22 protein-coding genes and 1 riboswitch are annotated in these 23,420 nt (G+C 72.6%); of the genes, 13 read left to right on the top strand and 9 right to left on the bottom strand.

Translation table 11 applies throughout. From position 1 onward, the window contains the following. The 4 genes from AOK09_RS02880 to def form a co-directional block, all read left to right on the top strand. Positions 1-1,306: HD-GYP domain-containing protein (locus AOK09_RS02880; RefSeq protein ID WP_407675335.1), on the top strand; the 1,306-nt coding region annotated here is incomplete at its 5' end. Between the two features lie 115 nt (positions 1,307-1,421). After that, positions 1,422-1,637, top strand: coding sequence for a biotin/lipoyl-binding carrier protein (locus AOK09_RS02875; protein ID WP_055585496.1), 216 nt, complete (start codon positions 1,422-1,424; stop codon positions 1,635-1,637). Between the two features lie 121 nt (positions 1,638-1,758). Further along, the gene (locus tag AOK09_RS02870; protein WP_055585495.1) at positions 1,759-2,733 is read left to right on the top strand and encodes a tetratricopeptide repeat protein; all 975 of its coding nucleotides are present in this window, start codon (positions 1,759-1,761) and stop codon (positions 2,731-2,733) included. A gap of 110 nt (positions 2,734-2,843) precedes the next feature. After that, positions 2,844-3,467 (top strand): peptide deformylase, encoded by a 624-nt coding sequence (gene def / locus AOK09_RS02865; RefSeq protein WP_079062682.1) that lies wholly within the window; start codon positions 2,844-2,846, stop codon positions 3,465-3,467. 85 nt (positions 3,468-3,552) lie between these two features. Here the strand turns inward: def and AOK09_RS02860 are convergent, their stop codons facing one another. Further along, the gene (locus tag AOK09_RS02860; RefSeq protein ID WP_245687089.1) at positions 3,553-4,509 is read right to left on the bottom strand and encodes a ribonucleotide-diphosphate reductase subunit beta; all 957 of its coding nucleotides are present in this window, start codon (positions 4,507-4,509) and stop codon (positions 3,553-3,555) included. Between the two features lie 53 nt (positions 4,510-4,562). Further along, entirely contained in the window at positions 4,563-6,983 is a 2,421-nt protein-coding gene (locus tag AOK09_RS02855; protein WP_107101213.1) for a ribonucleoside-diphosphate reductase subunit alpha, read from the bottom strand. Between the two features lie 135 nt (positions 6,984-7,118). Further along, positions 7,119-7,240, bottom strand: a riboswitch (cobalamin riboswitch). Positions 7,241-7,452: 212 nt separating this feature from the next. Between AOK09_RS02855 and AOK09_RS02850 the strand changes: the two genes are divergently transcribed. Continuing rightward, positions 7,453-8,091 carry a LysE family transporter gene (locus AOK09_RS02850; RefSeq protein WP_055585493.1) on the top strand — a complete coding sequence of 213 codons (639 nt, stop codon included), beginning with the start codon at positions 7,453-7,455 and terminating at the stop codon, positions 8,089-8,091. Between the two features lie 7 nt (positions 8,092-8,098). Here the strand turns inward: AOK09_RS02850 and AOK09_RS02845 are convergent, their stop codons facing one another. Further along, positions 8,099-8,596 (bottom strand): GNAT family N-acetyltransferase, encoded by a 498-nt coding sequence (locus AOK09_RS02845; RefSeq protein WP_055585492.1) that lies wholly within the window; start codon positions 8,594-8,596, stop codon positions 8,099-8,101. A gap of 253 nt (positions 8,597-8,849) precedes the next feature. Here AOK09_RS02845 and AOK09_RS02840 point away from each other — a divergent pair, with 253 nt between their 5' ends. Then, complete coding sequence (locus AOK09_RS02840; RefSeq protein ID WP_055585491.1) at positions 8,850-9,818, top strand: helix-turn-helix domain-containing protein; 969 nt, start codon at positions 8,850-8,852, stop codon at positions 9,816-9,818. Positions 9,819-9,992: 174 nt separating this feature from the next. On the opposite strand, the gene AOK09_RS02835 is transcribed toward AOK09_RS02840, so the two are convergent. From AOK09_RS02835 to AOK09_RS02820, 4 genes are all read right to left on the bottom strand, one after another. After that, positions 9,993-10,694 carry a histidine phosphatase family protein gene (locus AOK09_RS02835; protein WP_055585490.1) on the bottom strand — a complete coding sequence of 234 codons (702 nt, stop codon included), beginning with the start codon at positions 10,692-10,694 and terminating at the stop codon, positions 9,993-9,995. Positions 10,695-10,785: 91 nt separating this feature from the next. Beyond that, positions 10,786-12,420, bottom strand: coding sequence for a monocarboxylate uptake permease MctP (mctP, locus tag AOK09_RS02830; RefSeq protein ID WP_055585489.1), 1,635 nt, complete (start codon positions 12,418-12,420; stop codon positions 10,786-10,788). Continuing rightward, positions 12,417-12,695: a DUF3311 domain-containing protein gene (locus AOK09_RS02825; RefSeq protein WP_055585488.1), complete on the bottom strand. Its 279-nt coding sequence runs from the start codon at positions 12,693-12,695 to the stop codon at positions 12,417-12,419. Before AOK09_RS02825 ends, mctP begins: the two co-directional genes overlap by 4 nt. Before the next feature lie 208 nt (positions 12,696-12,903). Next, the gene (locus AOK09_RS02820) at positions 12,904-13,692 is read right to left on the bottom strand and encodes a GntR family transcriptional regulator (RefSeq protein ID WP_055585487.1); all 789 of its coding nucleotides are present in this window, start codon (positions 13,690-13,692) and stop codon (positions 12,904-12,906) included. A gap of 339 nt (positions 13,693-14,031) precedes the next feature. Here AOK09_RS02820 and AOK09_RS02815 point away from each other — a divergent pair, with 339 nt between their 5' ends. The 5 genes from AOK09_RS02815 (at position 14,032) to AOK09_RS02795 (ending at position 19,939) form a co-directional block, all read left to right on the top strand. Further along, positions 14,032-15,339 (top strand): extracellular solute-binding protein, encoded by a 1,308-nt coding sequence (locus AOK09_RS02815; protein WP_055585486.1) that lies wholly within the window; start codon positions 14,032-14,034, stop codon positions 15,337-15,339. A gap of 100 nt (positions 15,340-15,439) precedes the next feature. Continuing rightward, complete coding sequence (locus AOK09_RS02810) at positions 15,440-16,456, top strand: carbohydrate ABC transporter permease (RefSeq protein WP_079062680.1); 1,017 nt, start codon at positions 15,440-15,442, stop codon at positions 16,454-16,456. Beyond that, positions 16,453-17,283 carry a carbohydrate ABC transporter permease gene (locus tag AOK09_RS02805; protein ID WP_055585485.1) on the top strand — a complete coding sequence of 277 codons (831 nt, stop codon included), beginning with the start codon at positions 16,453-16,455 and terminating at the stop codon, positions 17,281-17,283. The genes AOK09_RS02810 and AOK09_RS02805 overlap by 4 nt, the downstream gene beginning before the upstream one ends. 6 nt (positions 17,284-17,289) lie before the next feature. Further along, positions 17,290-18,849, top strand: a complete 1,560-nt coding sequence (locus AOK09_RS02800; RefSeq protein ID WP_079062679.1) for a glycoside hydrolase family 3 protein — start codon at positions 17,290-17,292, stop codon at positions 18,847-18,849. A 28-nt stretch (positions 18,850-18,877) separates the two neighbouring features. After that, positions 18,878-19,939, top strand: a complete 1,062-nt coding sequence (locus AOK09_RS02795; RefSeq protein ID WP_055585484.1) for an SIS domain-containing protein — start codon at positions 18,878-18,880, stop codon at positions 19,937-19,939. 84 nt (positions 19,940-20,023) lie between these two features. Here the strand turns inward: AOK09_RS02795 and AOK09_RS02790 are convergent, their stop codons facing one another. Beyond that, positions 20,024-21,130, bottom strand: a complete 1,107-nt coding sequence (locus tag AOK09_RS02790; RefSeq protein ID WP_245687088.1) for a YeiH family protein — start codon at positions 21,128-21,130, stop codon at positions 20,024-20,026. A gap of 11 nt (positions 21,131-21,141) precedes the next feature. On the opposite strand from AOK09_RS02790, the gene AOK09_RS02785 reads away from it, so the two are divergent. Both AOK09_RS02785 and AOK09_RS02780 read left to right on the top strand, forming a co-directional pair. Further along, entirely contained in the window at positions 21,142-22,089 is a 948-nt protein-coding gene (locus AOK09_RS02785) for a LysR substrate-binding domain-containing protein (RefSeq protein ID WP_055585483.1), read from the top strand. 72 nt (positions 22,090-22,161) lie between these two features. Then, positions 22,162-22,605: a type II toxin-antitoxin system PemK/MazF family toxin gene (locus tag AOK09_RS02780; RefSeq protein ID WP_055585482.1), complete on the top strand. Its 444-nt coding sequence runs from the start codon at positions 22,162-22,164 to the stop codon at positions 22,603-22,605. A 34-nt stretch (positions 22,606-22,639) separates the two neighbouring features. On the opposite strand, the gene AOK09_RS02775 is transcribed toward AOK09_RS02780, so the two are convergent. Further along, entirely contained in the window at positions 22,640-23,077 is a 438-nt protein-coding gene (locus tag AOK09_RS02775) for a hypothetical protein (protein WP_055585481.1), read from the bottom strand. Between the last annotated feature and the right edge of the window lie 343 nt (positions 23,078-23,420).

The raw sequence follows: 23,420 nt of genomic DNA, 5'->3' as shown, positions 1-23,420 counted from the left end.
GCAGCCCCCCGCCCGCCACCGGACCCCCGTACCGCTCGGCGGACCGCACACCGCGGTCACCGCCGTGCACATCGCGGCCGCGGCGGTGCTGCTGGTGTCGGCCGCCGGGGCGGTCGTCGGCGGCATCTCGGAGACCGGGGCCGCCCTGGCCTTCGGCGCCCTGATCGCGGTCGGTGAGGCGGTGCGGGTCACCCTGCCCGGCGACCGGCGGCAGGCCCCGATCAGCGACGCCGGAGCGCTGGCGTACGCCCTCCTCGGGCCGCTGCGGGGCCTGCCCACCAGCCACGGGGTGCTCCAGGTGGTCGCCGTCAGCGGCGCAGCGGGGCTGCTGGGCCTCGGCCTGCACACCCTCAGGGGCGGAGCCCCCGACCCCGATGTGCTCGCCCGCCGGATCCTCACCATCTGCTTCGCCGCCGTCTGCTTCCAGCCGCTGTACAACTCCGGCGCGCTGGACCGCCTCGCCACCCACGGCGCCCAGTACGGCCTGGTGCTGGCCGCGATCGCGGCGCTGGCCGCGCTCTGCGACGTGGTGCTCGCCGCGGTGCTGCACGGGGCCCGCACCGGACGCCGCTTCGGCCCCGCACTCCGTGACGAGCTGCGCGCCCTGCTGGGCATCGGCACCGCCATCGGGGCGACCGGCCTGGTGATCAGTCTGGGTGCCGGTGAGATCGGCCTCTGGGCGCTGCCGGTGTTCTCCGCGCCGCTGCTGCTCACCCAGCTGTCCTTCCGGCGGCACAGCGCCACCTGGGACACCCACCGCCAGTCCGTCGCCTCGCTGGCCCGTGCCACCGAGGTGGCCGGGTACACCCTCCCCGGGCACACCCGCCGGGTGGCGGCCCTCTCCCGGGCCGTCGGCCGCCGGCTGGGCATGGGGGAGCGGGAACTGCTGCTGCTGGAGTCCGCCGCGCTGATGCACGACATCGGGCAGCTCTCCCTGGTGGAGCCGGTCCCGGGCGGGGCCACCGCGGTGCTGCCGCCCGCCGAGCAGCGCCGGATCGCCCGGCTGGGCAGCGAGGTCATCCGGCAGGCCGGTGTCCCGCCGGAGGTGGCGGACTGCGTCCGCAGGCAGGCCGAGCCCTACCGGTGCCCGGACGGGAGCCGGGACCCCGGGCTGCCGGCCGCGTCCCGGATCATCCGCGTCGCCAACGCCTATGACGACCTGGCGTGCGACGACCGGGGGCTGGCCAGGCGGCTGGAGGTGCTGGAGCAGCTGCGGCTGGACACCGCGAGGGAGTACGACCCCAGGGTGGTGGAGGCGCTGGCCCAGGTGTCGGCGGGCTGCCGCCCCCGGCGAACCGGGCGGTAACCGGTGCCCGCCGCCGTGCGCGTGGTTGGATGCGGCGACAGGGTGGGAGGAGCACCACGGGGCCGCACGGCCCCGGAACAGGCATCGGAAGCGGGGAATCGGGCAAGGAGCCGTCATGAGCGAGCGGATCGAGGCGGAGCTGGTGGCCAGCGTCCGGGAGATCAAGGTCTCCGAGGGCGATCTGGTGCGGGCCGGCGACGCGGTGGTCATCCTGGAGGCCAGCAAGTTGGAGATCCCGGTCCTGGCCGGGAGCTCGGGCACGGTGGCCGAGATCGACGTGGCGCCGGGAGACGAGGTCGAGGAGGGCGACCTGCTGGCCGTTATCGCGTAGCGCCGCGCCCCCGCCCGCCGTACTGTGCGGGGCGGTACGGCGGACACGACGCGGGAGAGCATCAGCAGTTCGGAACTACGGCGGCAGACGGGCCGGCCGTGAGGACATCGGCAGGGACGACGTGAGGATCTTCCACCGGGCGAGGCACCGGCCTTCCGCCACCTGGCGGCAGACGACCGACCGGGCTTTCACGCTCATCGGCAACGGCCGCTACGAGGACGCGGGCGCCCTGCTGGTGATGGCCGCCGATCTGGAGCCCTGGCTCTCCGACTCCTGGTACAACCTGGCCCTGCTGCACAAGTTCCGCCGCGACTGGGAGCAGGCACGCGCCGCCGGGCTGCGCGCGGTGGCCCTGCTGGACCGCGAGCAGGGCGCCCCCGACTGGTGGAACCTCGGCATAGCGGCCACCGCCCTGCAGGACTGGCCGCTGGCCCGCCGCTCCTGGCAGGCGTACGGCCTCAAGGTCCCGCCGGGCGAGGGGCCGGTGCGGCTGGACTTCGGCACCACCCCGGTGCGGCTCTCCCCGGAGGGGGAGTCCGAGGTGGTCTGGGGCCGCCGTCTGGACCCCGCCCGGGTGGAGGTGCTCTCCATTCCGTTGCCCTCCTCCGGCCGCCGCTGGGGCGAGGTGGTGCTGCACGACGGCGCGCCGCACGGGGAGCGGGTCGCCGACGGGGTCGCCTATCCGGTCTTCGACGAGATCGAACTCTGGGCCCCCTCGCCGGTGCCCACCCATGTGGTGCTGCTGCAGGCCGCCACCGAGCCCGACCGGGACGCCCTGGAGAGGCTCGTCTCCGACGCCGGGTACGCCGCCGAGGACTGGACGTCCTCGGTGCGGCTGCTCTGCCGGGCCTGCTCCGAGAGCCGGATGGACACCGACGACGGCAGCAGCGAGCACCACGATCCGCACGACGACGGCGACGCGGCGCACCCCGGTCACCTCAGCCATCTCAGCCACCGCGGCGAGGGGCTCTCCTGGATCGCCGAGCGGGAGTGCGGTATCGCGGCCCCCGCCGATCTGGTGCGTCCCCTGCTGGAGCGCTGGGTCGCTGCCGGCCCGGGCAGCCGGGCCTTCCGCGACCTGGAGGAGGTCTGCTGAACCCGGGCGCCGGACCCGGACGCCCGAGTAAGGGGCGCCGCCCGGGTCCGCACCCGTACCCTTGGTCCGCAGGGTTTCTGTCAGATCCAGGAAGGCGAAGCGGAACAGCGATGGCGGAGCAGCACGAGCACCAGACCGCGACCGACACCCCGGCGGAGCCGCTGAGGGTGGTCGGCGAGGAGCCGGACACCTCCCGGGGCACGGTCCAGCCCATCACCGTGGTGGGCAACCCGGTGCTGCACCGTGCCTGCCGCACCGTCACCGAGTTCGACTCCACCCTGGCCGAGCTGGTGGACGACATGTTCGTCTCCATGTACGCGGCCGAGGGCGTGGGCCTGGCCGCCAACCAGATCGGCGTCGACGCCCGGGTCTTCGTCTACGACTGCCCCGACGACGAGGGCGTCCGCCACGTCGGCCACATCGTCAACCCGGAGCTGGAGGAGCTGCACGCCTCCCACCGCCAGCTCGACGAGTCCCCCGAGGGCTGCCTCTCCGTCCCCGGCGCCTACGCCGACCTGGCCCGGCCCGACTACGCCGCGGTCATCGGCAGCGACAAGGACGGCAACAAGATCCGCGTCGAGGGCACCGGCTTCTTCGCCCGCTGCCTCCAGCACGAGACCGACCACCTGAACGGGTACCTCTACATCGACCGCCTCTCCAAGCGGGACCGCAAGGACGCGCTGCGGCAGATGGCCGAGTCCACGCCCAAGTACGAGACCGTCCCCAACGACTGAACCCCCGTGCCGTGGGGGGCGGCTGACGCCTCGGCGCCGCCGTCCCCCGCGGCCGTTTCTCCGGCCCGGCCGGGCCGCGGGTGTCTCAGAAGTCGTCGTCGAAGGAGACCGAGCCCTCCACCGCGACCTGGTAGGCGGAGACCCGGCGCTCGAAGAAGTTGGTCAGCTCCTGGACGTTCTGCAGCTCCATGAAACCGAAGGGGTTGCCGGAGCCGTAGCGGGCCGGCAGGCCCAGGCGGGCCAGGCGCTGGTCGGCGACGCACTCCAGGTACTGGCGCATGGAGTCGGTGTTCATCCCGGGCAGGCCGTCGCCGCACAGGTCGCGGGCGAACTGCAGCTCGGCCTCCACGGCCTGCTCCAGCATGGCGGTGACCTGACGGCCCATCTCCTCATCGAAGAGGTCGGGCTCCTCCGCGCGGACGGTGTCCACCACCGAGAAGGCGAAGTCCATGTGCATGGACTCGTCGCGGAACACCCAGTTGGTGCCGGTGGCCAGGCCGTGCAGCAGGCCCCGGCTGCGGAACCAGTAGACGTAGGCGAAGGCGCCGTAGAAGAACAGGCCCTCGATACAGGCGGCGAAGCAGATCAGGTTGAGCAGGAACCGGCGGCGGTCCTCCCTGGTCCGCAGGGCGTCGATGGTCTCCACCGAGTCCATCCAGCGGAAGCAGAACCGGGCCTTCTCCCGGATGGAGGGGATGTTCTCCACCGCGTCGAACGCGGCGGCGCGGTCGTCGGGGTCGGGGAGGTAGGTGTCCAGCAGGGTCAGATAGAACTGGACGTGGACGGCCTCCTCGAAGAGCTGGCGGGAGAGGTAGAGCCGCGCCTCGGGGGAGTTGATGTGCTTGTAGAGCGTCAGCACCAGGTTGTTGGCCACGATGGAGTCGCCGGTGGCGAAGAAGGCCACCAGCCGGCCGAGCAGATGGCGTTCACCCTCGCTGAGCTTCGCCAGGTCGGCGACGTCGGAGTGGAGGTCCACCTCCTCCACGGTCCAGGTGTTCTTGATGGCGTCGCGGTAGCGGTCGTAGAAGTCCGGGTAGCGCATCGGCCGCAGGGTGAGCTCGAAGCCCGGGTCGAGCAGCTGCTTGGGGGCGGTGGTCACTGGCAGGCCTCGCAGGACTCGGGGTTCTCCAGGGAGCAGGCGAGGGCCTGCTCCTCCGGGGTCGGAACGGCGGCGGTGGCGGGGGCGGCTGCGGCGGCGGCCTGGGCGATCCGGGTCGCCGGGCGGGAGCGCAGGTAGTAGGTGGTCTTCAGACCCTGCTTCCAGGCGTAGGCGTACATCGAGCTGAGCTTGCCGATGGTGGGCGACGCCATGAAGAGGTTGAGGGACTGGCTCTGGTCCAGGTACGGCATCCGGGCGGCGGCCAGATCGATCAGGGCCCGCTGCGGAATCTCCCAGGCGGTGCGGTAGAGGGAGCGCAGGTCCGCGGGCAGGCCGGGGATCTCCTGGGCGGAGCCGCCCGCCTCGCGCAGCGCGTCCCGAGTGGCCGCGTTCCATCGGCCGCGGGCCTTGAGGTCCGCCACCAGGTAGGGGTTGACCTGGAGGAACTCCCCGCTGAGGGTCTCCCGCTTGAAGAGGTTGGAGACCTGCGGCTCGATGCACTCGTAGACACCGGCGATGGAGGCGATGGTGGCGGTGGGCGCGATGGCCAGCAGCAGTGAGTTGCGCAGGCCGGTCGTGGCGACCCGGGCCCGCAGGTCGTTCCAGCGGTCGGCCCAGTGGTGGGCGGTGGCGGGGAAGTGGTCCGGGTGCAGCTGTCCCAGGGCGGCGCGGGTCTCCCCGTAGGCGGTGTGGCGGCCGAGCCGGGCCGCCAGGTCGCAGGAGGTCTCGTACGCGGCCAGCATGATCCGTTCGGCGATCAGCGTGGACAGCCGCCGGGCGCCGGGGGAGTCGAAGTCCAGCCGGAGCCGGAAGAGGACGTCCTGCAGACCCATCACCCCGAGCCCCACCGGGCGCCAGCGGGCGTTGGAGGCGGCGGCCTCGGGGGTGGGGTAGTAGTTGATGTCGACGACGCGGTCCAGGAAGGTGACGGCGGTGCGGACGGTGGCGTCCAGGCGCTCCCAGTCGATCGCGTCCGCCGGGTCGATCGCGTCCGCCGGGCCGGCCGGGTCGGACGAGTCCAGGGGGCCGGTGGACCGCAGATGGGCCGCGAGGTTGACGGAGCCCAGGTTGCACACCGCGGTCTCGGAATCGTCCGTGACCTCCAGGATCTCGGTGCAGAGGTTGGAGGAGTGGATCGTGCGGCCGGGCAGCGCGGTCTGGTTGGCGGCGCGGTTGGCGGCGTCCTTGAAGGTCATCCAGCCGTTGCCGGTCTGTGCCAGGGTGCGCATCATCCGGGCGTAGAGGGTGCGGGCCGGGATGGAGCGCACGGCCTTTCCGGACCGCTCGGCCTTGGTGTACGCGGCGTCGAAGTCGGCGCCCCACAGGTCCACCAGCTCGGGGACGTCCGCGGGGGAGAAGAGCGACCAGTCGGTGTCGGCCTCCACCCGGCGCATGAACTCGTCCGGGATCCAGTGGGCGAGGTTGAGGTTGTGGGTGCGGCGGGCCTCCTCTCCGGTGGAGTCCCGCAGCTCCAGGAACTCCTCGATGTCGGCGTGCCAGGTCTCCAGGTAGACACAGGCGGCGCCCTTGCGCCGGCCGCCCTGGTTGACCGCGGCGACGGAGGAGTCCAGGGTGCGCAGGAACGGCACGATGCCGTTGGAGCGGCCGTTGGTGCCGCGGATCAGCGAGCCCCTGGAGCGGATCCTGCTGTACGAGAGGCCGATGCCCCCGGCGTGCTTGGAGAGCCGGGCGATCTGGGCGTAGCGCTGGTAGATGGAGTCCAGCTCGTCCAGCGGGGAGTCCAGCAGATAGCAGGAGGACATCTGCGGATGGCGGGTGCCGGAGTTGAAGAGGGTGGGGGAGGAGGGCAGGTACTCCAGCCGGCTCATCAGCCGGTAGAGCTCCGCCACCTCGGCCACCGACTCGGCGCTGTCGCCGACCGCCAGACCGCAGGCGACGCGCAGCAGGAAGTGCTGGGGGGTCTCGATGACCCGGCGGGTGACCGGGTGGCGCAGCAGATAGCGGGACTGGACGGTGCGCAGCCCGAAGTACTCGAAGCGGTCGTCACCGCTCAGCTCCCCGGCGGGCGTCTCGACCAGGGCGTCCAGCAGATCGGCGTGGCGGGCGACGAAGGCGGCGGTGCCGTCGCCGATCAGCCCCTCCCGGTGTCCGACGGCGATGGAGGCGGCGAAGCAGACCGCCCCCTCGCCCACGGCCTCGTCGGCGATCTCCCTGGCCAGCAGCCGGGCGGCCAGCCGGGAGTACTGCGGGTCCTCGGCGATCAGCGCGGCGGCGGCCTCCACGGCGAGGGAGCGCAGCTCGGCAAAGTCCGAGCCGGGGTGGCGGCCGCGCAGCGCGGCCGCGGCGACCCGGCCGGGGTCCACCTCCGGCAGGTCTGCGCTGCTGTCGGTGAGGACGCGCAGCAGGGCGGTGCCGGGCTCGTCGAGCTCAGGGTCGGCTGAGGCGGGGTTGGTCACGGGTGCTCTCTCCTCGCGGCGGTCGGACCACCGGACCGCAGGGGAGGGGAGGGTGCGCACCGGGGCGCACGCCGGTGCGTCCCCGGCCCACCCACGAGGCCCGGACGTAACGCGCCCGGCGGAGTGTGCAGAGGCACGCCGGACGCACCGTCGGCAGGCACTCGGACTCGCGGGCGCAGGCCCGCACACCGCTGCGGGGCAGTCCCGGATTCGCACCGGGTTCCCCTGCGTCGACAGCAGACTGAGCATACATCTAGTGGCTTGATCGGCAAGAAGCACCACATGTTGTGCGCGGTGGCTCCTGGGACGGTCCATGTCGCAGGGAAAACGCCTTGCCTGTACGGCCCGGCGGACCGCAGGATCTGCCCATGACCGTCATCACCGCCCCGCTGCCCCCGACCACCGCCGACCGTCCGGTGTGCGGCCGACAGCAGGCGGGCCGCCCCTGGAGGACGATCCCCGTACGCCGGTGACGGCCGCTCTGGTCGCGGGGCTCCTCGCGGGCTACGGCATCGCCGTGCCCGTGGGAGCGGTCGCGGCCTATCTGGTGGCCCTCACCGCCCGGACGTCACTGCGGATCGGCGCCGCCGCCGCGCTCGGCGTCGCCACGGCCGACGGCCTCTATGCGCTGGTCGCCGCCTTCGGGGGCGCCGCGCTCACCCCGCTGCTGCGGCCGGTGGTGGTCCCGCTGCGCTGGGGTTCCGCGCTGGTGCTCCTGGCGCTGGCGGTCCGGGGCGCGGTCGCGGCCGTCGGCCGGTACCGCGGCCGCGGCCCGGCCGCCGCTCTCGACGGGACGCCCGGCGGTCCGGCGCGGGCCTATCTGGGGCTGCTGGGGATGACGGCGATGAACCCCGCCACCGTGGTCTACTTCGCGGCGCTGGTGCTGGGGACCCGTACCTCGGGGGCGCCGCCGGACCGCCTGGAGCAGACCGTGTTCATCGTCGCAGCCTTCGCCGCGTCGGCCAGTTGGCAGCTGCTGCTGGCCGGGGGCGGGGCGCTGCTCGGCCGGGTGCTGACCGGCAGCCGCGGACGGCTGGTCACCGCGGTCGTCTCCAGCGCCGTGATCGCCGTGCTGGGGCTCAGGCTGCTGCTGTGGCCGCAGTCGTGACGGTATGTCAGAGATCTGCGGCGAACACCCTGAGCTCCACCCCGGGGACCGGGGACCAGTCACGCTCCGGCACATGGTGGAAGCCCAGCCGCCCGTACAGTCGCTGGGCGGCGTGCATGTCCCGCTGGGTGGAGAAGGCCATCCGGGGCAGCCCGTGCGCCCGGGCCCGGGCCATGGCGGCCCGGACCAGGGCCTCTCCGGCGCCGCGGCCGCGGGCCTCGCGGGCGACCGCCAGCATCCGTATCTCGGCCTCGTCCTCCCCGGCCACCTCCGCCCAGGGGGTGCCCGGGAGGGCGAAGGTCACGCAGCCGAGGAGGGCGCCCCGGCCGCCGTCCCCGACGGCGACAAGGAGTTCGGCCTCCTGGGCGCGCGTGTGGGCGTCGAGGAGGCGCCGGGCGTAGTCGCCGTCGGCCGCGGTGTGGCCGTCCCCGACGAAGGCGTCGGCCGTGATGCGGCCCGCCCGGTCCAGTTCCTCGGGGTGTGCGGCCCGTACGACGATGTCCATGCGCCCAGTGTGACGGAGGGGCGTTCGGGCGCGTACGGGTCCCTGGGATAGCCGCCGGGGCGGTGGCCGCCGACGGTGCGGTGGTGCCTGGCGTCCAGGCCGGCGAGGAGGCCGAGGAGGCCGAAGCCGCCCACGGTCGCGAGGATGGCGAGTGCGGTTTCCATGTCTTCGACTCTGGCAGTTGCATGCGCAAGCAACGAGTGGCAGCAATGCCACTCTTGCGCGAATTACTGCCATGCGGCACTCTGAGCGCATGCTGAAGAACGTGGTGGCCGTCGTCCTGGAGGAGGCCCACCCCTTCGAACTGGGCGTGGCCTGCGAGGTCTTCGGCCTGGACCGCAGCGACCAGGGGCTGCCGGTCTACGACTTCGCCGTCGTCTCCGACCGGCCCGGCCCCATCCGCACCCACGCCGGCTTCAGCATCGACGTCCCGTACGGACCCGAGCGGATCGCCGAAGCCGACCTGGTGATCTCGGTCGCCTCCGAGCTCCGCGGCGACTACCCGCCGGCGCTGCTGCACGCACTGCGTGAGGCCGTGGAGCGCGGCGCCAGGGTGCTCTCCATCTGCTCCGGCACCTTCCTGCTGGGCGCCGCCGGGCTGCTGGACGGCCGCCGCTGCACCACCCACTGGCGCTATCTGGACACCCTCGCCCAGCGGTTCCCGCTGGCGACCCTGGAGCCGGACGTACTCTATGTGGACGAGGGCCAGGTGGTCACCTCGGCCGGCACCGCCGCCGGCATCGACGCCTGTCTGCACATCGTCCGCCAGGAGCAGGGCAGCGAGGTGGCGCTGGCCATCGCCCGCCGCATGGTGGTCGCCCCGCACCGGGACGGCGGGCAGGCCCAGTACGTGGAGCGCCCGCTGCCGGAGGCCGAGGGCGACTCGCTGGCCGAGCTGCTGGACTGGATGCGGCGCAACCTCGACCAGGAGGCGACGGTGCAGCAGCTGGCCGCCCGGGTCCACATGTCACCCCGCACCTTCGCCCGCCGGTTCCAGCAGGAGACCGGCACCACCCCCCACCGGTGGCTGGTGGGGCAGCGGGTGCTCCAGGCCCAGCGGATGCTGGAGTCGACGGGTGAGACGGTGGACTCCATCGCTGCGGCCACCGGCTTCGGCAATGCGGCGGGGCTGCGCCACCACTTCGGCAAGTGGCTCGGCACCACCCCGCAGGCCTACCGCCGTACCTTCCGCGGTCCCGCCCCGGCGGACGGCCGCCCGTAGCGGCCCGGCGCCCCCCGGCGCGGGAGTCTTCCGGCCGGGCGCCACCCCTGGCGCGGGAGTCTTCCGGTTCGGCGCCGCCCCCGGCGCGGAGTCTTCCGGCCGGGTGCGGGGAACGCGGGCGCTGCCGCGGCGCGGCTCCTGCGCTGCGCCAGGCCGCGGCCGGCGGTGCGCGGCTCAGCCCGGCAGGTGGGCGGTGTCGTTCCAGCACACGGCGCGCAGCCGCCCGCCGTCCAGGCGCCACTCGCTCAGGGAGGCGTTCCGCACCCGCCCGCCTCCGGTGTGCACCGCCAGCATGCCCGCTTCGTCCAGCTCCTCCACCACGTACCGCAGCATCAGCACCACCGCGTCATGGCAGACCAGCAGGACCCGGCGGCCGGCCTCCCGTTCGGCCAGGTCGGTGAGCAGGCTGCGCAGCCGCAGCGCCACATCGGCGCAGGACTCCCCGCCCGGGGGCCGGTAGTAGAGCTCGCCCAGGCGCCTGCGGCGGGCGGCCTCCTCGGGGTGGCGGGCCTCGATGGCGGCGGCGGGGAGCATCTCCAGTACGCCGAGTTCCCGGTCGCGCAGCCGCTCGTCGATCCGCAGCGGCAGCTGCCCGCCGAGCGCGGCCAGCAGCGGCTCCGCGGTCTGCCGGGTGCGGTCGTAGGGAGAGCACCAGATGCTCTGCGGCCGCTCCTGCGCGGGCCGCAGGGCCAGCCGGCGGGCCAGCGCCCGGCACTGCCCGAGGCCCCGCGCGGTGAGGGGGATGTCGGCGTCCCGGGAGGTGATGGGCACCTCGGTGGCGCCGGCCGCCTCCGCCTCGGCGAACAGGGCGTTGGCCGTGGACTCGCCGTGCCGTACCGCGAGAAGCGCGGTCGGCAGCCGCTCAGGATGGCCCATGCGCTGTCCCTCTCCGTGTGAACGCGGACGACCGCCGCCCCCAGTCTTCCGGAGGCGGCGGCCGTTGTGCAGGGTGGTGCGGGTCCTTCGGTCAGCCCGCGGGGGCGACCAGCGGCTTCTCCTCCGCCACGCCGGACTCGCCGGCCTCGGCGGTGTAGTCGTCCGCCGCGGTCTCGTCGGTGCCCTCGGGCGCCTTGGCGGCCCGCAGCACCAGGGTGAGCACCACCGCGACGACCAGGTTGAGCACAAAGGCGGTGAGACCGATGTACCCGATCTGGCCGATCACCGGGATCTCGGCGGAGCTGCCGCCGAAGTGCTTGGTGGTGGGGGCGGCGATCCCGTAGGCCTTCCAGGTGCCGTAGATCATGCCCGCGGCCCAGCCGGCCAGCAGCGCCCAGCGGTGGAACCACCGGGTGAACAGGCCGCCGACGATGGAGACGAACGTCTGGAGGATCCAGATGCCGCCCAGCAGCTGCAGGTTGATCGCGAACTGCTTGTCCATGCCGAGGACGAAGATCAGCGCGCCGACCTTGACCACCAGGGAGACCAGCTTGGAGACCTTGGTCTCCTGCTCGGGGGTGGCGTCCGGCTTGATGAAGTCCTTGTAGACGTTGCGGGTGAAGAGGTTGGCCGCGGCGATCGACATGATCGCGGCCGGTACCAGGGCGCCGATGCCGATGGCGGCGAAGGCCACTCCGGTGAACCAGTCCGGGAACATGTCCTCGAAGAGCTGGGGCACCGCGAGCTGGGCGTTGAAGCCGGTGACGCCCTTGCCGACGCCGGCCGCGATGGCCATGAAGCCCAGCAGCGCCAGGAAGCCCAGCATCAGCGAGTAGGCCGGCAGGATCGCGGTGTTGCGGCGGACCGTGTCACGGGACTTGGAGGCCAGCACACCGGTGACCGAGTGCGGGTACATGAAGAGCGCCATCGCGGAGCCCAGCGCCAGCGTGGCGTATCCCCACTGCGCCTGCGGTCCGCTGATCAGCGACCCGATCGGCTTGTGCGTGGCCGGGTTGATGGTGGCGAACTTCTGCCCGGCGGCGTCGAAGATGTGGCCGTAGCCGCCCAGCCGCATCGGGATGTAGATCGCCGCCACGATGATCACCAGATAGATCAGGGTGTCCTTGACGAAGGCGATCAGGGCCGGGGCCCGCAGTCCCGAGGAGTAGGTGTACGCGGCCAGCACGGCGAACGCGATGAAGAGCGGCAGGTCCTTGACGAACCAGTTGGTGCTGTTGCCGCCGCCCACGCCGAGCACGTCCAGCACCGCCTGGATGCCCACCAGCTGGAGGGCGATGTAGGGCATGGTGGCCAGGATGCCGGTGAGGGCCACCGCCAGCGACAGCCCCTTGGAGCCGTAGCGGCCGCGGACGAAGTCGGCCGGGGTGACGTAGCCGTGGCGGTGCGAGACCGACCAGAGCCGCGGCAGGAACATGAAGACCAGCGGGTACGCGATGATCGTGTACGGCACCGCGAAGAAGCCCGCCGCGCCCGCCCCGTAGAGGACCGCCGGGACGGCCACGAAGGTGTACGCGGTGTAGAGGTCGCCGCCGAGCAGGAACCAGGTGATCCAGGTGCCGAAGCTGCGGCCGCCCAGACCCCACTCGTCGAGGTGCAGGGCGTTGTCGGCCTTGCGCCAGCGTGCGGCCAGGAAGCCCATCACGGTGACCGCGGCGAAGAAGAGGATGAAGATGACCAGTGCGGGGGTGTTGACGCCGTCCTTCACTGCCCCTCACCTCCCTTGAGGCCCTTGCGCTGCCGGTCCTCGCGGCGCATCAGCAGATAGGCGGTGATGGTGAGGGCGGCCGAGATGGGCACCCACAGCAGCTGGTACCAGTAGAAGAACGGCACTCCGCCGAGCTCCGGCCCGGTCTTGGCGTACGACGACACCCAGAGGGTGGCGACGAACGGCGCCAGCAGGCAGATGGCGGCCACCACGCGTACGGGGGTGACGATCGGCAGGCGGCCCGGCGGTGCCTGGGCCTCCGGTGTCTCGGTCATGAGCGGCTCCGGCGTCGGGAGCACCCGCGGCGCCGCAGCACAAGGGGACGCCCTGTGCCCGCCGAGCAGCACCGCTGGTGATCGGCAGGTCTGACGGCGGGAATCTAGGACATCCGACTGTCTCTGTCACCGGTTCACACAGGGAATCCCACGTGATGGTCGGTCGAACCGGTACACAAAGGACACACGAGACATCCGCCGGCGAGGGCTACGAGGGCCGCTTCAGCCGTGCCACGAACTTGTAGCGGTCGCCCCGGTAGAGCGAGCGGACCCACTCCACCGGCTCCCCCTGGGCGTCGTAGGAGTGCCGGGAGAGCAGCAGCATCGGCAGGCCGATGTCGGAGCCCAGCAGCCCTGCCTCCCGCGGTGTGGCCAGCGAGGTCTCGATGGTCTCCTCGGCCTCGGCCACGGTGATGCCGTAGACCTCGCGCAGCGCGGCGTACAGGGAGTTGTGTTTCACCAGGTTGCGGCGCAGCGCGGGGAAGCGCTTGGCGGACAGATGGGCGGACTCGATGGCCATGGGGTCGCCGTTGGCCAGCCGCAGCCGTTCGATGCGCAGCACCCGGCCGCCGGCCTTGATGTCCAGCAGCGCCGCGAGGCGGTCGTCGGCGGTCACATAGCCCACGTCCAGCAGCCGCGAGGTGGGCTCCAGGCCCTGGGCGCGCATGTCCTCGGTGTAGGAGGTGAGCTGCAGGGCCTGGGCGACCTTGGGCTTGGCGACGAAGGTGCCCTTGCCCTGGATGCGCTCCAGCCGCCCCTCGACCACCAGCTCCTGGAGGGCCTGGCGGACGGTGGTGCGGGAGGTGTCGAACTCGGCCGCCAGGGTGCGCTCCGGCGGGACCGGCGTGCCTGCGGGGAGGGTGTCGGTCATCTCCAGCAGGTGCTTCTTCAGGCCGTAGTACTTGGGCACCCGGGTGGCGGGGCGGTCCGTGCTGCCTGCGTCCTGCGGGCCCGGCCCCGCAGTCGGGGGCTGTTCGGTCCGCTCTTCGGTGGTCATGCCTGCCGTCACCTTCTGGCCTGGTACTGCCGTCACCGGTTCGTCCGCGTGTTGTCAGGGCTCATGGTGGCACGGTCTCGCCGGAGCCGGTCGGCAACGTCGGAGGTCTGTCGGCCGGAGAGCGGGCCGCAGGGCACAAATCGGTCCTAGCTGATGTCGGGTTGGTAACGGCTGCTGCTCTTTGCGGCCGGGGCGTTGACACTGTCATTGGTCTAGGCCAAGCTCCAGGTCATTGGTCTAAACCAATCACAAACCCCGAAACAGTGCGGGCTCCCTCGCCTTCCCTCGAAGGCTGTCGCCGGCCGTGGCGGGGGAACCTCGGGCATCCAGGAGGATGGCGTGAAGCGTCAGCTCATCGCGGCGGTCGGCGTCGCGGCCATGGTCGTCGGCGTTGCGGCATGCGGCTCGGACGGTGGCAAGTCCACCGGCTCCGACAAGTCCAGCACGTCCAGCAGCAAGGCTTCCGACTACAGCGGCAAGACCCTCACGGTCTGGTTCATGAGCGGGTCCAACCCCCCCAACTGGACCAAGGACGTGACCGCCGCCTTCGAGAAGCAGTACCCGGGCGCCAAGCTCAAGGTCGAGGTCCAGCAGTGGGACGGCATCGGCCAGAAGGTCACCACCGCCCTCTCCGAGGACACCCCGCCGGATGTCCTGGAGCTCGGCAACACCCAGACCGCGGGCTACGCCGCCACCGGCGGCCTGATGGACATCACCGCCGACAAGTCCTCCCTCGGTGGTGACCACTGGGCGGACAACCTCAACAAGAGCGCCGTCTTCGACGGCAAGCAGTACGCCGCCCCCTGGTACTTCACCAACCGCGTGGTGATCTACAACAAGCAGCTGTGGGCGAAGGCCGGCCTCAAGGACGCTCCCAAGACCCTGGACGAGTTCTACGGCGACCTGGACAAGCTCAAGGCGACCAACGGCGTCAGCCAGGCCCTCTACCTGCCCGGCCAGGAGTGGTACACCTACTTCGGCCTGGTGGCCGGCGAGGGCGGCTCCGTCGCGCAGATGTCCGGCGACAAGTGGACCGGCTCGCTGGAGTCCGCCCCCGCCAAGGCGGGCTTCGCGACCTACCAGAAGCTCCAGAGCTACAGCACCGCCCCCAAGGACAAGGACGAGGCGACCCCGCAGCAGTCCGACGTCTTCGCCAAGGGCGACATCGGCACCATGATCGGCCTCGGCTGGGAGGCGGGCGGCGCCATCGCCAAGAACGCCAAGCTCAAGGACCAGATCGGCTACTTCCCGCTGCCCGGCAAGACGGCCGACAAGCCGTCCGGCGTCTTCCTCGGCGGCTCCAACCTGGCCATCTCGGCGAACAGCAAGAACCCCGACCTCGCCAAGGGCTTCCTCAAGCTGGCGCTGTCCGACCAGTGGGAGGGCGCCATGGTCAAGGAGGCCGGTATGACGCCCAACAACCCGCTGCTGAACAGCCAGGTCTCGGGCAACCCGTTCGCCCAGGCCGCGATCGCCGCGTCGGTCTCCGGTGCCACCACCCCGTCCATCCCCGAGTGGGCCGCGGTGGAGAACACCCCGAACCCGATCAAGGACTTCATGACCGCGGTCCTGCAGGGCCAGAACTACGACACCGCCGCCAAGAAGTACGACGGCGAGATCAACCAGCGGCTCTCCCAGAAGCAGTGACAACCCGCGGCTCCGTCCGCCGGTCCACCCCCTCGGGGGACCGGCGGGCGGCGTCGCCACGTCGGCAGCGCGGCGCAGGGCAGAGAGAAGAGAGAACCACATGGCTGTGGAAGCGGAGCGGGTGAAGGCACGCTCCTCCGACAGGCAGCGGACCGCCGCCTCCCGGACCTCGGGGCCGGCCGGCCGGAGCAGCGGGCAGCGCAGACGCGGGTCCGCCGACCGCGCCACCCTGCTCGGCAGAAGCGCGCCCTACCTGCTGCTGCTGCCGGCGACGCTGGTCACCCTGCTGCTGCTCGGCTACCCGCTGCTGAAGAACCTGGAGCTGTCGTTCCAGAACCTCAACATACGGCAGTTCATCCAGCACCTCACCGAGTGGAACGGCGTCCAGAACTACCAGGACCTGCTCTCCAGCGGTGAGTTCTGGCACACGGCGGTGCGGTCGCTCTTCTTCACCCTGGCCAACGTCGCCCTGATCATGATCGGCGGCACCCTGGTCGGCCTGCTGCTCAACCGCCTCGGCAAGAAGATGCGGCTGCTGCTCTCCACCGGCCTGATGCTCGCCTGGGCGATGCCGATCGTGGCCTCCACCACCGTCTTCACCTGGCTCTTCGACTCCCAGTTCGGCGTGGTGGACTGGATGCTGTCCCAGCTGGGCTGGAGCGGCATGGCCCAGTACAACTGGATGAGCACCCAGCTCTCGGCGTTCTCGGTGATCACCCTGCTGATCGTCTGGGGCTCCATCCCCTTCGTGGCCTTCAACATGTACGCCGGCCTCACCACCATCTCCAAGGAGCTCTTCGAGGCCGCCCGGATGGACGGCGCCGGGGCATGGCGGACCTTCACCCAGCTGACCTTCCCGATCCTGCGGCCGTTCTTCCTGAGCACGACGTTCCTCGAGGTCATCTGGGTCTTCAAGTGCTTCACCCAGGTGGTCGCCATCAACGGCGGCGGGCCCGAGCGCTCCACCGAGACCCTGCCGGTCTATGCCTTCGTCGAAGGTGTCGGCAACCAGCACTTCGGCATGGGCGCCGCCATCTCGGTGCTCACCATCCTGATCCTGCTGGTCCTGATGGCCTACTACTTCCGGATCATCGTCAAGCAGGAGGACGAGCTGTGAGGCGGTCCCTGGCAGGACGCACCTGGCCCAACGCAGTGGCTGTCGTCCTCTTCGTGTTCTTCGCTTTCCCCGTCTACTGGATGGTGGCGACGTCCTTCAAGCAGGACAACGACATCATCAGCAAGACCCCCGTCTTCCTGCCCCTGCACGGGACCCTCGCCCACTTCTCCAAGGCCGTGGACGCCGACGGGTTCTGGACGCTGGTGCGCAACAGCTTCACCGTGACCATCTGCGCGGTCCTCGCCTCCCTGATCATCGCCCTGCTGGCGTCCTTCGCCATCGCCAGGATGAAGTTCAAGGGCCGCAAGGCCTTCGTGGTGGTGGTGATGCTGGCCCAGATGGCGCCCTGGGAGGTCATGGTGATCGCCATCTACATGATCGTCCGGGACGCCGACCTGCTCAACAGGCTGGTCCCGCTGACCCTCTTCTACATGATGATGGTGCTGCCCTTCACCATCTGGACGCTCCGCGGCTTCATCGCCGCCGTCCCCCGTGAGCTGGAGGAGTCGGCGATGGTCGACGGGTGCACCCGCGCCCAGGCCTTCATCAAGGTGATCTTCCCGCTGCTCGCCCCCGGTCTGATGGCCACCTCGCTCTTCGGCTTCATCACCGCCTGGAACGAGTTCCCGCTGGTCCTCGTCCTCAACAAGCAGGCCGAGGCGCAGACCCTCCCGCTGTGGCTGACGCAGTTCCAGACCAACTTCGGCAGCGACTGGGGAGCCACCATGGCCGCCTCCAGCCTCTTCGCCGTCCCGGTCCTGATCGTCTTCTTCTTCCTGCAGCGCAAGGCCGTCGGCGGCCTGACCTCCGGCGCCGTGAAGGGCTGACATCCCGTGAGCATCCTCATTCCGGCCGCGCAGGACGCGGGGCCGCTCCATCGCGACGCCCTGACCGTCCTCCAGCCCGGCTTCGTCGGCACCGCACCGCCCGACTGGCTGCGCCGCCACCTCGCGGCCGGCCTGGGCTCGGTGGCGCTCTTCGCCCGCAACGTCACCGACCAGCAGCAGCTGGTGGAACTCACCGCCGCGCTGCGCGAGGAGAACCCCGACATCCTGGTCGCCATCGACGAGGAGGGCGGCGACGTCACCCGGCTGGAGGCCGGATCCGGATCCTCCTGGCCGGGCAACCTCGCCCTCGGCGCCGTCGACGACCCGGCCCTCACCCGGGACGTCGCACGGGAGCTGGGCCGGGCCCTGGCCGCCTGCGGGGTCAACTACAACTGGGCACCCTCCGCCGACGTCAACTCCAACCCCGGCAACCCGGTCATCGGGGTGCGCTCCTTCGGCGCCGACCCGGAGCTGTGCGCCCGGCACACCGCCGCCTGGGTCACCGGACTGCAGTCCGCCGGGGTCGCCGCCTGCGCCAAGCACTTCCCCGGCCACGGCGACACCGCCGTCGACTCCCACCTGGGCCTGCCCGTGGTGGACGCCGACGTCGACCTGCTGCACTCCCGCGACCTGGTGCCCTTCAAGGCCGCCATCGAGGCCGGGGCCAAGGCAGTGATGACCGCCCACATCGTCGTTCCGGCCCTGGACACCGACCACCCCGCCACCCTCAGCCGGGCCGTGCTGCACGACCTGCTGCGGGCCCGCCCCGCGGACGGCGGACTCGGCTACGACGGACTGATCGTCACCGACGGCATAGAGATGGGCGCGATCGCCGACACCTACGGAACGGCCGAGGGGACCGTTCTGGCCCTGGCCGCCGGCGCGGACGCCATCTGCGTCGGCGGCGGCCTGGCCGACGAGGAGACGGTGCTGCACCTGCAGAGCGCCATCGTGGCGGCGGTCCACGCCGGCCGCCTTCCCGAGCAGCGGCTGGCCGAGGCCGCCGACCGGGTCCGCCGGCTGGGCGGCTGGGCGAGCGCCGCCGCAGGCGAGCGCACCGACTCCGCCGAGCCGGACCTCGCCATCGGGCTGCGCGCCGCCCGCCGTGCGCTGCGGGTCGTCCGCGCCCCCGGTCAGTCCTGGGCACCGGTCACCGAGCGCCCCTATGTGGCCTCCTTCTCGCCCGTCGCCAACATCGCGGTGGGGGCGGAGACCCCCTGGGGCGTCGCGGGCATGCTGGCCGCCCGCTTCCCCGGCACCCGCGCCGAGAGCTTCGGCCCGGACGACGCCGCGCCCGAGCAGCTCCCGTCGCTGGTGGGCGCTGTGCTGGCGGCCGCGCAGGACCGTAGGATCGTCCTCGTAGTACGCGATGTGCACCGGCACGCCTGGATGGCTGCCGCAGTGGAGGGCCTGCTGGCCGCCCGCCCCGACGCGATCGTCGTCGAGATGGGCGTCCCCCAGGCACCGCCGGTCGGGGCACTGCACATCGCCACCCATGGTGCGGCCCGTGTGTGCGGACTGGCTGCCGTAGAGGTCCTCACCGGGCAGCCGCCCGCGCTGGGGTAGAACCACCGTTTTTCTGGAGGCCCACCAGATGTCCGACACGCACGCCTTCGCCCCGCAGCCCGGACGGATCATGGCGGGGGAGATGGCCGAGCAGCCGGCCGTCCTGCAGCGCATCCTCGACGAGGGCGCCCCCCGCATCCGTGAGATCGCCGCGGCGATCTCGGCCCGCAGCCCCCGCTTCGTGCTGCTCACCGCACGCGGCACCTCCGACAACGCGGCGCTGTACGCCAAGTACCTGGTCGAGGTGCTGCTGGGCAAGCCGGCGGGCCTGACCTCCATGTCCACCACCACGGCGTACGGCGCCCGGCAGGACCTCACGGACTGCCTGGTGATCACGGTCAGCCAGTCCGGCGGCTCGCCCGACCTGGTGGCGTCCACCAGGGCAGCCCGGGAGGCCGGCGCCATCACCCTGGCCGTCACCAACAACCCGGACTCCCCGCTGGCCGAGGTCTCCGAGTACCACATCGACGTGCTCGCAGGCCCGGAGAAGGCCCTCCCGGCGACCAAGACCTACACCGCGGAACTGCTGTCGCTCTACCTCCTGGTGGAGGGTCTGCGCGGCGGCGACGGCGCCGCGGCCAAGGACCTGCCGGAGCTGGCCGCCTCGGTGCTGGCGCGGCACGACGAGGTGCGCAAGCTGGCCGAGCGCTACCGCTTCGCCCAGCGGCTGGTGCTCACCTCGCGCGGCTACGGCTATCCGACCGCCCGTGAGGCCGCGCTGAAGCTGATGGAGACCACCTACATCCCGGCCACCCCGTTCTCCGGCGCGGACCTGCTGCACGGCCCGCTGGCCATGGTCGACAACGTCTCCCCGGTGATCGCCATCGTCCCCGACGGACGGGGTGGCGAGGCGCTCCAGCCGGTGCTGGACCGGCTGCGCGGCCGTGGCGCCGACCTGGTGGTGATCGGCCGCCAGGAGCAGGTGGACGCCGCCTCCGCGGGGTTCGCGCTGCCCGCCGGCGTACCCGAGGAGGTCCAGCCGATCCTGGAGATCCTGCCGCTCCAGCAGCTCGCCTACGAGGTCACCATCGCCCGGGGGCAGGACCCCGACGCCCCCCGCGCCCTGGCCAAGGTGACCGAGACCCACTGATCCGGCCCGGCACTTCCCCCGGGGCGCGGCGGACCCAGGACATCCCGCGCCCCGGGCGGAGCCGGACCGGCATCGGGTACGGACTCAGGTGGTCAGCCGGACCCCGGCGTAGGCCACCACCGCGATCAGCAGCCAGGACGCCAGACCGGTCAGCAGGGCCCGGCCGCCCGTACGCACCAGCCGGCGCACGTCCACCGCGCTGCCCAGCCCGAACAGCGCCGCCGCCAGCAGCCACTCGTCCACCCGGGCCGCCGCGGCCAGCCACCCGGGGGGAACCGCCCCGGTGCTGCGTGCCGCCGCCATCGCCAGAAAGCCCGCCACGAAGAGCGGCACCACGGGGGGACGCCGCCCGGGTGCCCCGGAGCGGCGGCGGCGCGACAGCGCGACCCCCGCCACGACCGGTGCCAGCAGCGCCACCCGCATCAGCTTGACCACCACCGCCTGGGCGAGCGCGGCCGGCCCGGCGGTCTGGCCCACCGCCACCACCTGCCCCACGTCGTGGACGCTCGCCCCGGCCCAGCGGCCGAACTGCACCCCGGTCAGACCCAGCGGGTGGTGCAGCAGCGGCAGCACCCCCATCGCCAGGCTGCCGCACAGGGTGACCAGGGCGACCGCGGTGACGGTGTCCTCCTCCTCGCTCCGGGTCACGCCGCTGACGGCCGCCACCGCGGAGGCGCCGCAGATGGCGAAGCCGGCGGCGATCAGCAGCGGCTGGTCCCCGGGCAGCCCCAGCAGGCGCCCCAGCCGGCGGGTGCCGAAGAACGTCGCCGCCACCACCGCGACCACCACGGCCAGGGTCTGCCACCCCAGCGAGAGCACATCGCCCAGCGCCAGCTTCAGCCCCAGCAGCACCACCCCGGCGCGCATCAGCCGCCGCCCCGCGACGTCCAGCCCGGGCCGGGTCGCGGCCGGCAGCAGCCGCAGATTGGCCGCGGCCGCCCCCAGCGCCACCGCCGCCGTCAGCACGGCCACCGCGGGCAGCAGCCGGTTCACCGCCACCGCCGCGCCGACCGCCGACAGAGCCACGGCCAGGCCGGGCGCGGACCGCGACGCCCCCGCGGAGAGCCGGAGCGGACGCACCCGCAGGAGGGGTGCGCCCTGGGCGTGCGGACGTGGCGGAGTGATCGTCATACCCATGACCTTCCGCGCGAGGGCGGACCGCCGGTAGCGGGTGATCGCCTGGGAGGTCATAGGGTTGTCCTATGGCCATCGAGGAATCCGCTGCCGCCGGGCCCGTCCGGCCGCCCGGCAGGCTGCCCGACCTCGGGGCGCTGCAGCTGCTGGTGCTGGTCGCCGAGACCGGCAGCCTGGGCCGGGCCGCCGCCCGCCTGCGGATCAGCCAGCCCACCGCCAGCGAGCGGATGCGCACCCTGGAGCGGCGGCTCGGCCTGCAGCTCGTGGTCCGCACCACCACCGGATCGCAGCTCACCACGGCGGGCCGGGTCGTCACCGACCGGGCCCGCCGGCTGCTGGAGCAGGCCGACGCCATGGTCGAGGGGATCGAGGCGCTCCGCGCCCAGCAGCAGGGCAGCCTCAGGGTCGCCGCCAGCCTCACCCTGGCCGAGCAACTGCTGCCCGGCTGGCTGGCCGCGCTCCGCGAGGGCCGGCCGGGCGTCCATGTCGCGCTGCGGGTCGCCAACAGCCACCAGGTGGTGCAGGCGCTGCGCAACGGGGAGGCGGACCTCGGGTTCATCGAGGGCCCCTGGACGCCGCCGGACCTCACCGCGGCCCCTGTCGGCCGGGACCGCCTGGTCGTCGTCGCCGCCCCGGGTCACCCCTGGGCGCGCCGCGGCACCCCGGTGACCGGGGAGGAGCTGGCCGCCACACCGCTGCTGCTGCGGGAGTCGGGCTCCGGGACCCGGGAGACCCTGGAGCGCGCGCTGCGCCCCTGGCACGGGCCCCAGGTCCCGGTGCTGGAGCTGGGCTCCACCGCGCCGCTGCGCGCGGCGGCGCTCTCGGGCGCGGCCCCCGCCGTCCTCTCGGAACTGGCGGTCCGCCAGGACCTCGCCGACGGCCGCCTGGTGGAGGTGGCCCATGACCCGGAGCTGCCGCTCGCCCGTACGCTGCGCGCCGTCTGGCCGAGCGGTACCCGGCTCTCCGAGCCGGCCCTGGACCTGCTGCGGACCGCGGGCCGGGCCGGCCCCGGCTGAGCCCGCGCGGTCCGCCCCCGGGTGGGCATGGGCATCGGCGGCCCCCGTCGGTAGCCTGTCCGGGTGACCCAGTTGATCAATGACGAGTCGGATGTCCCGGGCCGTTACGGCCCCTCCGCCACGCTGGAGGTCGAGCCCGTCGAGGTCGGCCCCGTACGCACCGCCTACGCCCCCGACCACGACGGCGACCCCGATCCGGGTGAGATCGTGTGGACCTGGGTGCCGTACGAGGAGCGCGACGGCCGGGGGAAGGACCGCCCGGTGCTGGTGGTCGCCCGGGAGGAGGGCGGCACCCTGCTGGCGGTGATGCTGTCCAGCAAGGGGCACGACGGGGACCGCGACTGGGTGCCCATCGGCTCCGGTCCCTGGGACCGCTCGGGACGTGACTCCTGGGTCGCCCTCGACCGGGTGATGCGGGTGCACCCCGACGGGATGCGCCGGGAGGCGTGCGCCCTGGACCGCGCCCGCTTCAACCTGGTGGTGGACAACCTGCGGCTGCGCTACCGCTGGCGCTGAGCCGCGGGTCCTGGGGGCGGCGTCGGGCGGCCGGTCAGGGGGTGAGGTCCACCACCCCCAGGGAGGCGAAGAACTCCTCGTCCAGCGGCCGCTCCCAGGACGCCACGGCGATGTGGAAGCCGCCCCGCCACAGGAAGCGGATCTCGTTCAGCCGGGTGTCGGCCCATCTTCGCCGCACCCCCTCCACCGCGACCCCCTCCACCTCGGCGGCGAAGGCCTCGGTGCCGAGCAGCCGGGCCTGCGCCGGGCGCCGGCCCGAGCCCAGCAGGTTGGAGAGGACCGGGGCGTGCTGGCTGCGCTCGGTGCACTGGCCGAAGACCAGGGTGGGGGGAGTGCGGCGGTCGTCGCCGGCCACATAGGAGTGGATCAGCGAGTGGGTGAGGCTGCCGGTGCCGCCGCGCATGGTCGCTCCCCGGCAGCCGTCCCAGCCGGGGACCCCGAGGACGGGGAATGTCTCGTGTGCGGTCGTCATGGCATGCCTCCTGAGGAGCGGTTCACTTGCCGTAGAGGCGCCGGCAGAGGGTCAGCAACGCGGTGGGGAGCTGTCCGGTCCGGGCACCCAGGGTGCACATGATGCCTGCCTGGACACCGGGTGCGGGAGTGGCTGGAAGCCGTCGATTGGCCTGATGTCGACGGCGGGGCCGATGGTGCCGGAGCTGAGGGGCCGCACTCCTCGGGACGGCCCTGCCGCGGCTCGGCACGGGGGCGGTACGGGCCCGCCTGACGTCGTGCGCCGGCCGCGGCGGACGCCGGTGCGGGGCCGGGGGGCCGCTGACCGCCACCGGACGGGGGAGCGGCGCGGGCGGTGCGGGCGG

Origin of the sequence: Peterkaempfera griseoplana, from assembly GCF_001418575.1 — a bacterium.
Taxonomy (GTDB): domain Bacteria; phylum Actinomycetota; class Actinomycetes; order Streptomycetales; family Streptomycetaceae; genus Peterkaempfera; species Peterkaempfera griseoplana.
This window is presented reverse-complemented; position numbering and strand designations above follow the sequence as displayed.

Coding starts and splice junctions, on each gene's coding strand:
- AOK09_RS02875 (WP_055585496.1), top strand. CDS start 1,422: ATGAGCGAGCGGATCGAGGCGGAGCTGGTGGCCAGCGTCCGGGAGATC.
- def (WP_079062682.1), top strand. CDS start 2,844: ATGGCGGAGCAGCACGAGCACCAGACCGCGACCGACACCCCGGCGGAG.
- AOK09_RS02860 (WP_245687089.1), bottom strand. CDS start 4,509: ATGCGCTACCCGGACTTCTACGACCGCTACCGCGACGCCATCAAGAAC.
- AOK09_RS02845 (WP_055585492.1), bottom strand. CDS start 8,596: ATGGACATCGTCGTACGGGCCGCACACCCCGAGGAACTGGACCGGGCG.
- AOK09_RS02840 (WP_055585491.1), top strand. CDS start 8,850: ATGCTGAAGAACGTGGTGGCCGTCGTCCTGGAGGAGGCCCACCCCTTC.
- AOK09_RS02835 (WP_055585490.1), bottom strand. CDS start 10,694: ATGGGCCATCCTGAGCGGCTGCCGACCGCGCTTCTCGCGGTACGGCAC.
- AOK09_RS02825 (WP_055585488.1), bottom strand. CDS start 12,695: ATGACCGAGACACCGGAGGCCCAGGCACCGCCGGGCCGCCTGCCGATC.
- AOK09_RS02820 (WP_055585487.1), bottom strand. CDS start 13,692: ATGACCACCGAAGAGCGGACCGAACAGCCCCCGACTGCGGGGCCGGGC.
- AOK09_RS02810 (WP_079062680.1), top strand. CDS start 15,440: ATGGCTGTGGAAGCGGAGCGGGTGAAGGCACGCTCCTCCGACAGGCAG.
- AOK09_RS02795 (WP_055585484.1), top strand. CDS start 18,878: ATGTCCGACACGCACGCCTTCGCCCCGCAGCCCGGACGGATCATGGCG.
- AOK09_RS02790 (WP_245687088.1), bottom strand. CDS start 21,130: ATGACCTCCCAGGCGATCACCCGCTACCGGCGGTCCGCCCTCGCGCGG.
- AOK09_RS02785 (WP_055585483.1), top strand. CDS start 21,142: ATGGCCATCGAGGAATCCGCTGCCGCCGGGCCCGTCCGGCCGCCCGGC.
- AOK09_RS02775 (WP_055585481.1), bottom strand. CDS start 23,077: ATGACGACCGCACACGAGACATTCCCCGTCCTCGGGGTCCCCGGCTGG.